We start from the raw sequence: 13618 nt of genomic DNA, 5'->3' as shown, positions 1-13618 counted from the left end.
GTTATGCATCATTGTAATTTAAAACAATATGTCATTTTCTGACAAAATGCATATCGAGTGTTAAATTTTATCGTTAAAAATCGTATTTTTAGCCATTGTTAAGCAAAAATAATCTGACAGACCGGTCAGTCTAAATCTAGGGTTTTGGTCTGGATTTATGGCAAAATAGCTGCAATAGTTTATCTGATTGATTTAAATTTTTCGCCTACATTTCAGGTATCCCCAGCAAAATAGGTCGTTTATGAATGCGTTAACCCAAGAACTGGTTGAATTACTTAGCCTTGAAAAAATTGAAGAAAATATCTACCGAGGCATCAGCCGCAACTTGGTGGGAAAACGTGTCTTCGGTGGTCAGGTGTTAGGGCAGGCATTACGTGCCGCTTCGTATACCACAGACCGTCCTGCACATTCATTACATGCCTATTTCTTGTATGGTGGTGATATCAACGCACCTATTCTGTATCAGGTTGACCGTTTGCGGGATGGGAAAAGCTTTGTCAGTCGCCAGGTTAATGCCATTCAACATGGTCGTACCATTTTTACCGCGATGATTTCTTTTGCTTATCCAGAAGAGGGATTAAATTACCAGATTAGTGAACCTGAATATCCGGCGCCAGAACAGGTGAAATCAGAAGCTGAACTGAAAAAAATGTTTGTGGAATTTGTGCCGGAAAATGTGCGTGCCAGCTTTATGCGCGATCGCCATATTGATATCCGTCCGATTGATCCAAGCAATCCATTTCAACCGCAACCTGAAGCGCCATCTTATGCGCACTATTTACGCACGCATGATAAAATCGCGCCAGAAATTGACGAGCTTTCTTTACATCAGGCCATTGCTGCATTTTATTCAGACTATACTTTAATGACCACAGCGCTCCGTCCGCACGGTTTAAGTTATTTATCGCCAAGTTTGCAATGTGCCAGTATTGACCATGCCATGTATTTCCATAAGCCATTCCGTGTCGATGAATGGATGCTATACGACATGGATGCTACGGTAAGTGCGAGTTCGCGTGGCCTGAATTTCGGTCGCATGTGGCAAAACGGTGAGCTGGTGTGCAGTACCACTCAAGAAGGTCTAATTCGCATCCGCGAAATTGAAACTCAATAACCAATCATATTTTTTTTAAAAACCGGACAAAACGTCCGGTTTTTTTATGATGTTATTTTAGTGGCAGTGCGGAATATCTTCCGACACATCTTTAGGACAGCCATGTCCGGAATGAGCAAAAGCTGTTTCCTATACTGAATATGAGCGCGGCGAGAAGAATTATTTTTTTATATGGGTACTCTTTTAATTATTGGTAGAGGAGTCCTGATTCAAAAGCAGATCTTATGTCCTTTATTTGGCAAGTCGTTGGAGCTCTAGATAAAGTTTAAATTCTGCTTTTGCATATTTATGCTGAACGTGTAACAAAAAGTTTCTCGATTCTAAAAATAAGGCATGGCATAGTGCCTGCAAGACTTAACAATAAAAGCATGTAGAGATGAGCTTAAATACCCAAATTTTGATTGCTGCAATTTTAGGCGTGGCTTTCGGTTTTATTCTGAATCTTTATCCCGACACTGCATTTTTTGATGCCAGTTTGTATGGTTTGGGAATTGCCAGCAGTATTTTTATTGGCTTATTGAAGATGCTGTTAATCCCGCTTATTTTTAGTTCAATTGTAGTGGGCGTCTCCAATTTACAAGCGGGTGGACAATTAGGCAAAGTCTGGAAAATTACCTTGGCCTGCTGCGTCACGACCACCACTTTGGCTTTGATTCTCGGGATCAGTTGTGCGCATCTGTTTGATGTTGGAAAGGGCGTAGACATTGCCCTGTTTCAGGATGCAATGAATACCCATCAAACCCCGGACACCTTAACGGCAACGTCATTTTTCACCAATTTTATTCAAAATACCCTTATCAATCCTTTTAAAGCTTTTTCTGAAGGTAATGTTTTGGCTGTGGTGCTGTTTGCTTTATTTATTGGTGTGGCTTTGGTGCATGGTGGCGAGCGTTTCAAAACCGTACGTCAAGTCAGTCAGCAGTTTTTCGACATGATGATGTTTATGATTATCTGGGTGATGCGACTGGCACCGATCGGTATTTTTGCTCTGCTGGCAAAACTTATTTCAACTGAAGATATTTCTGTACTGAACCGTCTGATGGAATTTGCTGCTGTGGTGACCGGAACCACCATATTTCACGGTGCCGTGGTTTTACCGCTACTCCTGTGGATTTTTGGCAAGATGAATCCGATCACTTTTTTTAAAGGCACACGCACAGCCCTGATTACTGCTTTTGCCACCAGTTCCAGTTCGGCCACTCTGCCACTTTCCATGAAGTGTGCTCAGGAAAACCTGGGGGTACGTCCGGCAACGGCCGGTTTCGTCATTCCCTTGGGAACACAGTTGAATATGGATGGCACAGCACTTTATGAAGCTGCTGCAGCTTTATTTGTTGCTAACTTGATGGGGCTGGATTTAAGTATTGGACAACAGCTTATTGTCTGTTTGACCGCCATGATTGCCTCCTTAGGTGCACCGGGTATTCCAAGTGCAGGCATGGTGACCATGATTATGGTATTGCAGTCAGTGGGTCTGCCGGCGGAAGCCATTGCCATTTTATTGCCGATTGACCGTTTACTGGATACCGTACGTACTGTGGTTAACGTGCAAGGGGATATGATGATTAGTGTGGTGGTCGACCGTCACACCCGTGATGATGAAATTCCAACCTGATCATTTTCCCAGTCTAGATTCCATACCAATTCCCCAACATGTCCATTGGGATCTTGAAAATCACCTGTATATCCACCGGGAAAGTTGGCTTGTGCAGGTTTAATAATTTGAGCACCTGCATGAGCTGCTTGTGCAATGACTTGATCGACTTCTATTAATGGACTAAAGACCTGATGTCCAAGGGTCATTTGGGTCGGACAGATTGCATTTAGTTCCAGAGGGGTAGCATGCAGAATACTCTGTTGCGGTTATAAAGCGAGTTTTAAATCTGATTGCAGTTGTATAAAAGCGACTGCACCATAGTCATAGTGTTGACCCACAATCCTTTCGTTATATAAGCCCAAACCTTGACAATAAAACGTCAGTGACTGCTCTAAATTCTTGACGGCAAGCGTGATAACAGAAATTGAGGGCTTTATCTTTTATCCATATCATTTTTATGATCTGGATGGATTGTAGTGCAAATAAAAATAGGGCATAAAGCCCTACGGTCCGGTATTCATATGATTGCCTTAAGCGACTTTCAGGGCTGCGCGTTTTGCAGCAGGTGAGTGATCTAAATAGGCAAGTGCATCTTCAGTTTTGGCTTCATGCACAGGATCGTACTAGGGCATCAAATACTTGCGCTCTACATCAATGTTACACACCGAGAGATATTCTTTATTCGCTGAGGCATGTGCCTGCCTGGCTTCCTAGTGGATAAAAGCTTTAACATCCGGTTGGAGTTTTTCATCGCTAATTTGCGGCAAAACTTTGTTATACGGACGGCAGAACCAGAATTCACTGGCAGGTAAAATCATATTAATTGCATTGACGAAATAATTGACAAAGGGTTGATTTTGAATCCAGTCGAGAGGTGTCTGCTGCCATTCAGATTTGACTTTACGCGGCTTGATTTAGTAATCAATTGAAGATCCAATTTTAGACTTTTTCAATAAGCATAAAAGCTCCATCATGCTGTCCTTATTTTGTCTGTGATCATGATCACATCGACTTAGGAGCAGTATAAAAAAATGCCCTCCATTGTGCTTGGCAATAGAGGGCATTCAAATATCAAAAGATGATAATTTTTGTCAGACAACCGGTATTAGTCAGCTTGTCTACTTTCATCGGTAGCATCTTCGGCAATTTCAATCTCTGCTTCATCATCTGCATACATCGATTCTACCGGTTCATCCAGATCATCGGCATCCGCTTCAGGAATACGATCTAAATCGAATTTGGTCGCTTGTTCCAAGGTGAAATTCAGACGGCCACCCATGACACTTGCAAGTTCTTCCAAACCTTGTTTGTTCATGGATGAGAACAATTGAATGGAGAAGTCCAGTTTCATTTTTTTCAATTGCTGTTGCACTTCTTGCAGCACTTTAGAGGCAGGACCACGGTTAAGTTTATCTGATTTAGTTAACAGGACATGGACAAATAAATGACGTGAATAAGCCCATTCCAGCATCATTACGTCAAAGTGTTGCAGTGGATGGCGAATATCCATCAGCAGCACGAGGCCTTGTAGGCTTTGGCGATGAATCAGATAATTTTCCAGTTCTTTTTGCCAAACAATTTTCATGGCTTCAGGTACGGCGGCATAACCATAACCGGGCAAATCGACCAGACGCTGATCCGGATTACCCAAACTGAAGAAGTTGATCATCTGGGTACGACCCGGCTTTTTCGATGCACGTGCCAATTGTTTTTGATTGGTTAAGGCATTGATAGCACTGGATTTACCGGCATTTGAACGACCGGCAAAAGCAATTTCATAACCTGTGTCTTCTACACACAGGTTGAGCTTTGGCGCACTCATCAAGAATTCGGCTTGGCGTAACCAGTTGAGTGAACGCACGGAATATTCAGTAATGGCAGAATCAACTTTTTTCTCATAGCTGATCTTTTGCTTAGGCGCATTCGCTGTCTTACTGTTTTTGGATTTTCCTCTGCTGTGGTGCATAACTCAACTTCAATAAATGATCTACAAAGAAACATTATAAAGGAAGTCGTCTAGGCAAGCGACCTTTGCATTTTGAAAGCTATAAAACTTCGGTCGTTGATTTAAAGATTAAGCAGTGCAATCGGGGAGGAAGATGCGGATTTAGCGGAACTGCCGGTATCCAGCACATCGCCTAAACAATAGTGATCTAGTGACTGGTAAAACTGCTCAAGTGCTTGATCTAAAATGCCTTTAAGGCCGCAGTTGCTGCGCAGTACGCAGGGCGGAGTGTTGCATTCCACAATCTGGTTATCGCCTTGCAGGATACGCACAATTTGGCCCAGATTTAAATTTAAAGTTTCTGCATTCAGGCGAATCCCACCGCCTTTTCCACGTGCGGTAACGATCCAATCCTGTTTTCCCATGAAATGGACAATTTTGACCAGATGATTTTGAGAGACATGCAAATCCTGTGCAATTTCTGCAATGGTATATGGGGTATCTCTAGATCTAGAGATATACATCAATAGACGCAAGGCATAATCAGTAAATTTATTGAGTTGCATAGGGTCTTTAGAACGTGGGAAGGTGGATAGCGTAACTTGAAAGTTCCCCGAAGGGAACTTTCAATAACAGGCAATTAATGACTGATGATGCATTTAGCCTTTAACTGGTGCAGAAACCTGAACTACATCACCAACTTTATAGTTCTTAAGCAAGATGTTAGCCACAGAATATTCTGTATGATTTTCTTCAGGTTTTACCTCAAAAGTAAACTGATCTGCAGATTGAGCTTCAGCAAAAGTAAATTGTTGTGGCTGTTGAATATCACGTCCAGGCACTTGAACCTTAACTGAAATATAGCTGCCTGCTTCAGCAGCAGCAACTGGCTGACCATCTTGTGCTTTTAAAGTAAAACGTTTACCTGTGTCATTTGCGTCAACTGCAGCGATTTCAAAAGCACGCCATCCAGCCCAACCGCCATTTTGTGCAGCCAAACCTTCATATTTCTGTTTTTCTACACCGGCCAAGATGCCTGCCAATTGCAGATAAGCCTCTTTCCAGGCAGCAATCAGGTCAGATTCAAAAGGTACATTTAAAACTTCGCTAATTGAATGCAACAGGTTGTCACCGACAATGGCATAGTGATCAGGCTGGATATCCAGGCTGACATGCTTAGTGGTAATGTGCTCAATTGCTTTAGCCAATACACTCGGGTTTTCAATATGTTCTGCATAAGCCAATACAGCAGCGGCCAAGGCGCGTGGCTGACGGCCGCTAGCTTGATGATCTAAGTTAAAGATGTTTTTTAATTCTGGATTGTTATTTAGCATACGCTTATAAAAATAGCTGGTCAGTGCAACACCATTTTCACGAAGGACAGGGACAGTGGATTTAACAAGTTCGATATGTTGTGGAGTCATGGCTAGAACATCTTTTGTTAGGGTTATAAGATGTATTTAAAATACATCTTATAAAAATTATTGTAAATACATCTTTTTTAAAAAACCATAAAAAAATTATGGAATATCTGAATATCCCATAATTTTAAAAATCCTGATGGGAAGAAGAAAGTTATTTCCTGCCGAAAAGAGAACCGAGCAAACCACGGACAATTTTCTGTCCTGTACTTCCCCCTAAACTGCGAGCCGCACTTTTCGCAAATGTTCCGACAATATCTTGCGTGATTTTTTCACGTTGCTTTGATGCGCGTTCAGCCTCTTTCTGTTGTTCACGTACAATACGTTCTTGTTCGCGTGCTTGCTGTTTGGCAAAAGCTTCCTGATCTTTGGCTTGTTGTTTGGTTAGGGCTTCTTGTTGCTTGGCTTGCTGTTTCGCTGTTTCCTCTGCCACTGTCTGTTGCTGACGCTGTACCACTTTTTGCTGCAATATCTCATATGCACTTTCACGGTCAACATGCTGCTCATAAACTCCTGCAACAATGCTTTGATTCATCAGTATTTTGCGTTCATCTAAGCTAATCGGGCTAAATGAAGAGTAGGGCGGCATCACCCAGCCACGTTCAACAATCTGTGGAATGCCTTGCTCATCTAGGCAGCTAATTAAGGCTTCACCGACACCCAGTTCAGTAATGGCTTGATCGACTTTAAATTCAGAATTGGCGCGGAAGGTATCTGCTGCCGTTTTTACCGCTTTTTGATCTTTTGGGGTAAATGCACGTAAGGCATGCTGGATGCGATTACCCAGTTGTCCTAAAACGCTTTCAGGCAGGTCGAGTGGATTTTGAGTGACAAAATAAATCCCCACGCCTTTAGAGCGAATTAAGCGTACCACTTGTTCAATTTTCTCCTGTAGCGCTGTGCTGGCATTATCAAACAATAAATGTGCTTCATCGAAAAAGAACACCAGTTTGGGTTTATCCATATCGCCCACTTCAGGCAATTGTTCAAACAGTTCCGATAGCATCCAGAGCAGGAAAGTGGCATACAGTTTGGGGGTGTTCATCAATTTGTCAGCTGCCAACAGGTTGATGTAACCACGCCCATGGCTATCCGTCTGAATAAAATCCAGAATGTTTAAACTCGGTTCACCAAAAAACTGATCGCCACCTTGGTTTGCAAGCGCCAATAAATTACGTTGAATAGCACCCAGACTGGCGGGAGAAAGGTTGCCGTATTCAGCCTGAAATTCCGGGGCATGTTCAGACACATAAGTAATAATTGATTTTAAATCCTTAAAATCAATCAGCAGTAAGCCCTGATCATCTGCAATCCGGAAAACTGCCGAAAGTACCCCTTGCTGTGTGTCATTCAGATTGAGCATTTGTGCTAAGAGTAACGGTCCTATTTCCGAAACGGTGGTTCGAATTGGATGACCTTGTTGGCCAAATAAATCCCAAAACACTACGGGTGATGCAGCAAAGGGGATAGATTCAATATTTAAGACTTTAAGACGTTGATCGAATTTAGCATTACTTGAACCCGCTTTGGCCAAGCTTGAAACATCGCCTTTGGCATCGGCTAAAAACACGGGTACACCAATTCGGGAAAAGTTTTCTGCAAGAACTTTTAACGTCACCGTTTTACCCGTTCCGGTTGCACCCGCGATTAAGCCGTGACGGTTGGCAAACTGTGAATGTAAAACAATCTCTTGCTGCGTATTCGAGGTTTTCTTGGCAATAACGATCGGTGTACTCATGTCTGTTCCTATTTTATTTTCTTATACTTGGTGTTATTCGCGTTGTGGTGTATTTAATTGTTTTAACGCGTTTTCTATATCTTGAATTAAATCATCTGGATGTTCCAGCCCTATACAAAAACGAACCAGCAATCCTTGTTGTAAATGTGTATGTTCCAGTACACGCATATCTTTTAAGTTATACAGCATGACCAAGCTGACAGGGCCACCCCAGCTAAAACCCAGCTTGAACAGTTGTAAAGCATCACAGAATTTGCGGATAGCTGAGAGCGTATAGTCGGGTTTGAAAATCACACTCACTAAACCGGCACTTTGACCCATATGACAGATTTCTTTCCAGTAGTGATGTCCGGCAGAGGATTCATCAGCAGGATGCAGCACCTGAACAAATTCTTTTTGTCGTTTCAACCAGCCCAGCAGCTTTAAAGTGCTTTGGGACTGATGTTCATAACGAACTCGCATGGAAGCTAAACTGCGTTGAACTTGTGCAGCGTCATCCCCTGAAATGGAAATACCTTGAATGGCATGCATACGAAACAGTTGGTGATGCAGGTTTTTATCCACTGTCACCACTGAACCCATCAAAATATCTCCACCACCGCTTGGATATTTCGTCAGCGCATGTACCGTCAGATCGACACTCAAATGCTGGTCAGAAAAATCAAAGGCATTAAAAGCAAGGCCGGCCCCCCAAGTATTGTCCAGTGCCGTCAGGATATTGTGTGCTTGAGCTTTTTTGACCAAATTCACCAAATCTGGAAATTCTAAAGTCACAGAACCGGCTGCCTCTAGCCAAATTAGTTTGGCTTTATTGGTAGGCTGGAAACTATCCACCTTTAGGGGATTGTAAACCTTAACTGAAATGCCATAACGTGTTTCCAGATTACGCAAATGTTCCATGTTTGGCCCATAGATATTGTCTGCAACCCAAACTTCATCTTCGTGTGCTAAAAAACAAGAATTGACTAGATTAATGGCAGACAACCCACTTGGCGCAAGCAGGCAATAATCACCTCCTTCAATCTGGGCGATGTTGTCAGCTAAAGTGAAAGTGGTCGGTGTACCGTGGGTGCCATAACTATAGTCATAGTCATCTGTCCAATGGCGATTAAACAGTGCATTGGTATCTTCAAAAATAATGGTCGATGCACGAAACAGGGGAGGTTGAACTGTAGATATGAACTGAGGGGCTTTACGCGGTGCATGAATCAGTTCTGTTTGCGGATTTTTTTTCAAGGTTCTACCCTAAGTCATATCAAAATTAGTCTTAGCTTAAGAGAAACGCGCAAATTAGGCTATATAAATGCCCAAATGTATAGAAACGTTAATCTGCACATAATGTTGGCTTTATTTTTGCAAACCTATAGCAGAACACAACAATAGGTAGGAGCGCATGAAGTCGCATTTAAATGTCCATTATTTTCAGCATATCGCTGGCGAAGGATACGGCAGTTGTTATCCATTTTTAAAACAGCACCAGGCTAAAATGAGTGCAACGGAGTTTTTTGCATTACCTGTAGATCGTCCTTTGGATATTGAAGCTTTACCACATGTGGAAGATGTGGATTTACTCATTATTATGGGTGGGCCAATGAGTGTGAATGATGAAGCAAATTTTCCTTGGTTAAAGGTCGAAAAACGCTGGTTGCGACGTTACCTGTCGATGGGTAAACCCGCAATTGGTGTATGTTTGGGTGCCCAGCTTATCGCGAATGCATTGGGTGCAGCGGTTTACTGCAATGAAAAACAGGAACTTGGTTGGACGGGGGTACGCAAAGTTAAGCATGTGCCTGAAGCATGTTTTGAATTGCCCGCGCAATTTAATGTGATGCAATGGCATAGAGAAACCTTTGAAATACCGAAAGGGGCGATTCATTTGGCGGAAAATGATGTTTGCCGAAACCAGATGTACCAAATTGGCAAAAATGTCTTGGGATTCCAGTTTCATCCAGAAATCACGCCAGAAACACTCAAGCTATTCTTGGAAAATGATGAAGAGCGAGTAAACTTTTCAGGCGATTATGTACAATCCGCGCAACAACTAGAAAAATCACCAAAAAATAATTTTATTCAAGGAAATCAAATATTAAATAAAGCAATAGAGTATGTTTTGCAAAATACCGGACGTTGATTTATTTTTAAACAATGTTACAAATTTATAATGTCAGAAAACCACTAAAAAGTTGAAAAGAGATTTGCTTAAGCGTTAAACAGTGGCTATAATGAGCGGCCCTTTAATAAAAGGGGTTAACTACGAATAAAGTAGTTAATATCGTGACAGTCGTGGCATCGATCATGACCTTAGTGATTTTCACTGCCTTTGACACTTACCAATAGGGTGAGATGCGTCAGAGGTGATTCTTTATATTTTTGGCTTGGAGTTTACTGGTATGTCTAACCAGAGAATCCGTATCCGTTTGAAGTCTTTTGATCATCGTCTGATTGATCAATCTGCTCAAGAGATCGTAGAAACAGCAAAACGTACTGGCGCACAAGTTTGTGGTCCAATTCCGATGCCTACACGCATCGAACGTTTTAACGTTCTAACTTCACCGCACGTTAATAAAGACGCGCGTGACCAGTATGAAATCCGCACTTACAAGCGTTTGATCGATATCGTTCAACCAACAGACAAAACTGTTGATGCATTGATGAAATTAGATCTTGCAGCTGGTGTTGATGTTCAGATCGCATTGGGTTAAGGCTTTCGGGTTAATTAACGCTCTAAGTTAATTAAGCCGCTTTTTTAGAGGTTTATGCACATGGCTATTGGTTTAGTCGGTCGCAAGTGCGGTATGACACGTATCTTTACAGATGCTGGTGTTTCTGTACCTGTTACGGTGATTGAGGTTGATCCTAACCGCATCACTCAAATCAAAACGCTTGAAACTGATGGTTATCAAGCGATTCAAATCACTACTGGTGAACGTCGCGAATCTCGCGTAACTAACCCCCAGAAAGGTCACTTCGCTAAAGCGGGTGTTGCTGCTGGTCGTTTGGTTAAAGAATTCCGCGTTTCAGAAACTGAGCTTGAAGGTCGTGAAGTTGGCGGTACCATTGGTGTTGACTTATTTACCGTTGGTCAAGTAATTGACGTAACTGGTCAATCTAAAGGTAAAGGTTTCCAAGGTGGTGTTAAACGTTGGAACTTCCGTACTCAAGACGCTACTCACGGTAACTCATTGTCTCACCGTTCTTTAGGTGCTACTGGTCAAAACCAGACTCCTGGGCGCGTGTTTAAAGGCAAGAAAATGGCCGGTCACATGGGTGCTGAGCGCGTAACAGTACAGGGTCTTGAAGTTGTATCTATCGACATGGAACGTTCAATTCTTGTTGTTAAAGGTGCAATCCCTGGTTCAACTGGTGGCGACGTTATCGTTCGTCCAACGATCAAGGCCTGAGGGGAAATATTGTGAATTTAAATACTGTTTCCGGCTCTGCTGTTGAATTGTCTGAAGTTGCTTTCGGACGTGAGTTTAACGAAGCTCTTGTACACCAAGTTGTTACAGCTTACTTAGCTGGTGGTCGTCAAGGCTCTAAAGCTCAAAAATCACGTGGCGATGTATCTGGCGGTGGTAAAAAACCATTCCGTCAAAAAGGTACTGGTCGTGCGCGTGCTGGCTCTATTCGTAGCCCAATCTGGGTTGGTGGTGGTAAAACTTTTGCTGCTCGTCCACAAGATTGGTCTCAAAAAGTTAACCGTAAAATGTACCGCGGTGCTATGCAATGCATCTTAGCTGAACTTGTTCGTCAAGATCGCTTGGTATTGGTTGAAGAGTTTGCTGTTGAAGCTCCTAAAACTAAAGAATTGCTTGCTAAACTTAACGACTTAAATGCTGTTCGCGCATTAATCGTTACGGATGCTGTAGATGAGAATCTATATCTTGCTGCACGTAACATTCCGCATGTAGATGTGGTTGATGCTGCTGCAATTGATCCTGTTAGCTTGATCGCGTTCGACAAAGTTGTTATGTCTGTAGCTGCTGCTAAGAAAATTGAGGTAGAACTCGGATGAACAACGAACGTATCTATCAAGTCCTACAAGGACCTGTATTCTCAGAAAAAGCGCAAGTTCTAGGTGAAGCTGCTGGTGTTCAAGTTTTTAAAGTTGCTATTAACGCAACTAAACTTGAAATCAAAAAAGCAGTGGAACAACTCTTTGGTGTTCAAGTTGTTAAAGTTAACACGACGATCACTAAAGGTAAGACTAAACGCTTTGGTAAAACATTAGGACGTCGTTCTGATGTTAAAAAAGCATACGTCACCCTGAAAGCTGGCCAAGATGTTCAAATGGCTGACTTGGGCGATACCGCTGAAAGCGCAGCGGAATAAGGACGAGAATTATGCCTATTCAAAAATGTAAGCCAACGTCACCAGGACGTCGCTTTGTAGAGAAAGTCGTTCACGACCATCTTCACAAAGGCGCGCCTTATGCACCGTTGATTGAAGCTAAAAAACGTACTGGTGGTCGTAATAATAACGGTCACATTACGACTCGTCACATTGGTGGCGGTCATAAACAGCACTACCGTTTAGTTGACTTTAAACGTAACAAAGACGGTATCCCTGCTACTGTAGAGCGTATCGAATACGATCCTAACCGTACTGCACACATTGCTTTAGTTTTGTATGCTGATGGTGAACGTCGTTATATCATTGCTCCTAAAGGTTTGCGTGCTGGTGATAAAGTACAATCTGGTAACGATGCTCCAATTCGTCCAGGTAACTGCTTGCCACTTCGTAACATGCCTATCGGTTCTACTCTTCACAACATCGAACTTAAAATCGGTAAAGGCGCGCAATTAGCTCGTTCAGCTGGTACTTCTGTTCAGTTGTTGGGTCGTGACGGTTCTTACGCAATTGTTCGTCTACGTTCTGGCGAAATGCGTAAAATTCACGTTGAATGCCGTGCTGTACTTGGTGAAGTTTCTAACCAAGAAAGCAACCTTCGTTCACTCGGTAAAGCGGGTGCTTCACGCTGGCGTGGCGTTCGTCCTACCGTACGTGGTATGGCTATGAACCCAGTTGATCACCCACATGGTGGTGGTGAAGGGCGTAATAAAGGTATTCAACCTGTAAGCCCATGGGGTCAAAAAGCTAAGGGGTACAAAACACGTACCAACAAGCGTACGACTAAGATGATCATTCGCGACCGTCGCGTTAAGTAACAAGTAAAGGAATCTGACAATGCCTCGTTCTCTGAAAAAAGGCCCATTCGTCGATGCGCACTTGTTCGCTAAGGTTGAAGCGGCTATCGCGGCTAATAACCGTAAGCCGATCAAAACTTGGTCGCGTCGTTCGATGATACTCCCAGATTTTGTTGGTTTAACAATTTCTGTTCATAATGGTCGTAACCATGTTCCGGTAATCGTATCTGAACATATGGTTGGTCATAAACTCGGTGAATTCGCGCCAACTCGTACCTATCGTGGTCACGGTGTTGACAAGAAATCTAAACGTTAAGGTGCTATGATGGAAGTTACTGCTAAATTACGCGGTGCCGCTATCTCGGCACAAAAAGCACGTTTGGTTGCAGATTTGATTCGTGGCAAATCTATTGCTCACGCTTTAAACATCTTGAACTTCAGCAATAAAAAAGCTGCAGTTTTAGTGAAAAAAGCGTTGGAATCTGCAGTTGCAAACGCTGAACATAATAACAGTTTAGATGTAGACGACCTTAAAGTTGCTACGATTTACGTTGATGAAGGTGTGAGCCTTAAACGTATTATGCCACGTGCTAAAGGCCGTGCAGATCGTATCACTAAGCGTACTTGTCACATCACCGTTAAGGTAGGGGTTTGAT

17 protein-coding genes and 1 pseudogene are annotated in these 13618 nt (G+C 42.6%); 10 read left to right on the top strand and 8 right to left on the bottom strand.

Annotated elements, in window-relative coordinates; translation table 11 throughout:
• Positions 1–241 precede the first annotated feature (241 nt).
• Both AY606_RS11575 and AY606_RS11570 read left to right on the top strand, forming a co-directional pair.
• Positions 242–1114: an acyl-CoA thioesterase gene (locus AY606_RS11575; RefSeq protein ID WP_067868620.1), complete on the top strand. Its 873-nt coding sequence runs from the start codon at positions 242–244 to the stop codon at positions 1112–1114.
• Between the two features lie 376 nt (positions 1115–1490).
• Complete coding sequence (locus tag AY606_RS11570) at positions 1491–2729, top strand: dicarboxylate/amino acid:cation symporter (RefSeq protein ID WP_067868617.1); 1239 nt, start codon at positions 1491–1493, stop codon at positions 2727–2729.
• Here the strand turns inward: AY606_RS11570 and AY606_RS16895 are convergent.
• The 8 genes and pseudogenes from AY606_RS16895 to AY606_RS11540 form a co-directional block, all read right to left on the bottom strand.
• Positions 2699–2917, bottom strand: coding sequence for a VOC family protein (locus tag AY606_RS16895; protein WP_502692126.1), 219 nt, complete (start codon positions 2915–2917; stop codon positions 2699–2701). The genes AY606_RS11570 and AY606_RS16895 overlap by 31 nt on opposite strands.
• A 60-nt stretch (positions 2918–2977) precedes the next feature.
• A complete protein-coding gene (locus AY606_RS16890) occupies positions 2978–3127 on the bottom strand; it encodes a VOC family protein (protein WP_502692128.1) in 150 nt (49 codons plus the stop codon).
• Between the two features lie 225 nt (positions 3128–3352).
• Positions 3353–3625, bottom strand: a pseudogene (locus tag AY606_RS16635) (metal-dependent hydrolase); the annotation flags it as partial.
• Between the two features lie 191 nt (positions 3626–3816).
• Positions 3817–4677 carry a ribosome biogenesis GTP-binding protein YihA/YsxC gene (yihA, locus tag AY606_RS11560; RefSeq protein ID WP_067868603.1) on the bottom strand — a complete coding sequence of 287 codons (861 nt, stop codon included), beginning with the start codon at positions 4675–4677 and terminating at the stop codon, positions 3817–3819.
• A gap of 101 nt (positions 4678–4778) precedes the next feature.
• On the bottom strand, positions 4779–5222 hold the full coding sequence (locus AY606_RS11555; RefSeq protein WP_067868599.1) for an RrF2 family transcriptional regulator: 444 nt from the start codon (positions 5220–5222) through the stop codon (positions 4779–4781).
• A 93-nt stretch (positions 5223–5315) separates the two neighbouring features.
• Entirely contained in the window at positions 5316–6080 is a 765-nt protein-coding gene (locus AY606_RS11550) for a globin domain-containing protein (RefSeq protein WP_067868592.1), read from the bottom strand.
• Between the two features lie 151 nt (positions 6081–6231).
• Entirely contained in the window at positions 6232–7815 is a 1584-nt protein-coding gene (locus tag AY606_RS11545) for a helicase HerA-like domain-containing protein (RefSeq protein ID WP_067868588.1), read from the bottom strand.
• Positions 7816–7848: 33 nt separating this feature from the next.
• On the bottom strand, positions 7849–9051 hold the full coding sequence (locus tag AY606_RS11540) for a PLP-dependent transferase (RefSeq protein WP_067868585.1): 1203 nt from the start codon (positions 9049–9051) through the stop codon (positions 7849–7851).
• A gap of 157 nt (positions 9052–9208) precedes the next feature.
• On the opposite strand from AY606_RS11540, the gene AY606_RS11535 reads away from it, so the two are divergent.
• The 8 genes from AY606_RS11535 to rplV all read left to right on the top strand — a co-directional run bounded on the left by AY606_RS11535 (position 9209) and on the right by rplV (position 13617).
• Positions 9209–9946: a type 1 glutamine amidotransferase gene (locus AY606_RS11535; RefSeq protein ID WP_067868582.1), complete on the top strand. Its 738-nt coding sequence runs from the start codon at positions 9209–9211 to the stop codon at positions 9944–9946.
• A gap of 259 nt (positions 9947–10205) precedes the next feature.
• The gene (gene rpsJ, locus AY606_RS11530; RefSeq protein WP_000070912.1) at positions 10206–10517 is read left to right on the top strand and encodes a 30S ribosomal protein S10; all 312 of its coding nucleotides are present in this window, start codon (positions 10206–10208) and stop codon (positions 10515–10517) included.
• Positions 10518–10577: 60 nt separating this feature from the next.
• Positions 10578–11216 (top strand): 50S ribosomal protein L3, encoded by a 639-nt coding sequence (gene rplC, locus AY606_RS11525; RefSeq protein ID WP_067868580.1) that lies wholly within the window; start codon positions 10578–10580, stop codon positions 11214–11216.
• An 11-nt stretch (positions 11217–11227) separates the two neighbouring features.
• Positions 11228–11830 (top strand): 50S ribosomal protein L4, encoded by a 603-nt coding sequence (gene rplD, locus AY606_RS11520; RefSeq protein WP_067868576.1) that lies wholly within the window; start codon positions 11228–11230, stop codon positions 11828–11830.
• Positions 11827–12147, top strand: coding sequence for a 50S ribosomal protein L23 (gene rplW, locus AY606_RS11515; RefSeq protein ID WP_067868573.1), 321 nt, complete (start codon positions 11827–11829; stop codon positions 12145–12147). The genes rplD and rplW overlap by 4 nt, the downstream gene beginning before the upstream one ends.
• Before the next feature lie 11 nt (positions 12148–12158).
• A complete protein-coding gene (rplB, locus tag AY606_RS11510) occupies positions 12159–12983 on the top strand; it encodes a 50S ribosomal protein L2 (protein WP_067868570.1) in 825 nt (274 codons plus the stop codon).
• A 19-nt stretch (positions 12984–13002) separates the two neighbouring features.
• Positions 13003–13278: a 30S ribosomal protein S19 gene (gene rpsS / locus AY606_RS11505; RefSeq protein ID WP_004281508.1), complete on the top strand. Its 276-nt coding sequence runs from the start codon at positions 13003–13005 to the stop codon at positions 13276–13278.
• 9 nt (positions 13279–13287) lie between these two features.
• The gene (rplV, locus tag AY606_RS11500; protein ID WP_039619839.1) at positions 13288–13617 is read left to right on the top strand and encodes a 50S ribosomal protein L22; all 330 of its coding nucleotides are present in this window, start codon (positions 13288–13290) and stop codon (positions 13615–13617) included.
• Position 13618 lies beyond the last annotated feature (1 nt).

The organism is Acinetobacter sp. SFB (genome assembly GCF_001647545.1).
Classification (GTDB): Bacteria; Pseudomonadota; Gammaproteobacteria; order Pseudomonadales; family Moraxellaceae; genus Acinetobacter.
The sequence above is the reverse complement of the archived record's forward strand: the minus strand, read 5'-3'. Positions and strand labels throughout refer to the sequence as shown.

Excerpts from the sequence above, each read along its gene's own strand:
- rpsJ (WP_000070912.1), top strand. The coding sequence starts at position 10,206 with ATGTCTAACCAGAGAATCCGTATCCGTTTGAAGTCTTTTGATCATCGT.
- AY606_RS11570 (WP_067868617.1), top strand. The coding sequence starts at position 1,491 with ATGAGCTTAAATACCCAAATTTTGATTGCTGCAATTTTAGGCGTGGCT.
- rplV (WP_039619839.1), top strand. The coding sequence starts at position 13,288 with ATGGAAGTTACTGCTAAATTACGCGGTGCCGCTATCTCGGCACAAAAA.
- AY606_RS11575 (WP_067868620.1), top strand. The coding sequence starts at position 242 with ATGAATGCGTTAACCCAAGAACTGGTTGAATTACTTAGCCTTGAAAAA.
- rpsS (WP_004281508.1), top strand. The coding sequence starts at position 13,003 with ATGCCTCGTTCTCTGAAAAAAGGCCCATTCGTCGATGCGCACTTGTTC.
- AY606_RS16895 (WP_502692126.1), bottom strand. The coding sequence starts at position 2,917 with ATGACCCTTGGACATCAGGTCTTTAGTCCATTAATAGAAGTCGATCAA.
- AY606_RS11545 (WP_067868588.1), bottom strand. The coding sequence starts at position 7,815 with ATGAGTACACCGATCGTTATTGCCAAGAAAACCTCGAATACGCAGCAA.
- AY606_RS11550 (WP_067868592.1), bottom strand. The coding sequence starts at position 6,080 with ATGACTCCACAACATATCGAACTTGTTAAATCCACTGTCCCTGTCCTT.
- yihA (WP_067868603.1), bottom strand. The coding sequence starts at position 4,677 with ATGCACCACAGCAGAGGAAAATCCAAAAACAGTAAGACAGCGAATGCG.
- AY606_RS11555 (WP_067868599.1), bottom strand. The coding sequence starts at position 5,222 with ATGCAACTCAATAAATTTACTGATTATGCCTTGCGTCTATTGATGTAT.
- rplB (WP_067868570.1), top strand. The coding sequence starts at position 12,159 with ATGCCTATTCAAAAATGTAAGCCAACGTCACCAGGACGTCGCTTTGTA.
- AY606_RS11535 (WP_067868582.1), top strand. The coding sequence starts at position 9,209 with ATGAAGTCGCATTTAAATGTCCATTATTTTCAGCATATCGCTGGCGAA.
- rplC (WP_067868580.1), top strand. The coding sequence starts at position 10,578 with ATGGCTATTGGTTTAGTCGGTCGCAAGTGCGGTATGACACGTATCTTT.
- rplW (WP_067868573.1), top strand. The coding sequence starts at position 11,827 with ATGAACAACGAACGTATCTATCAAGTCCTACAAGGACCTGTATTCTCA.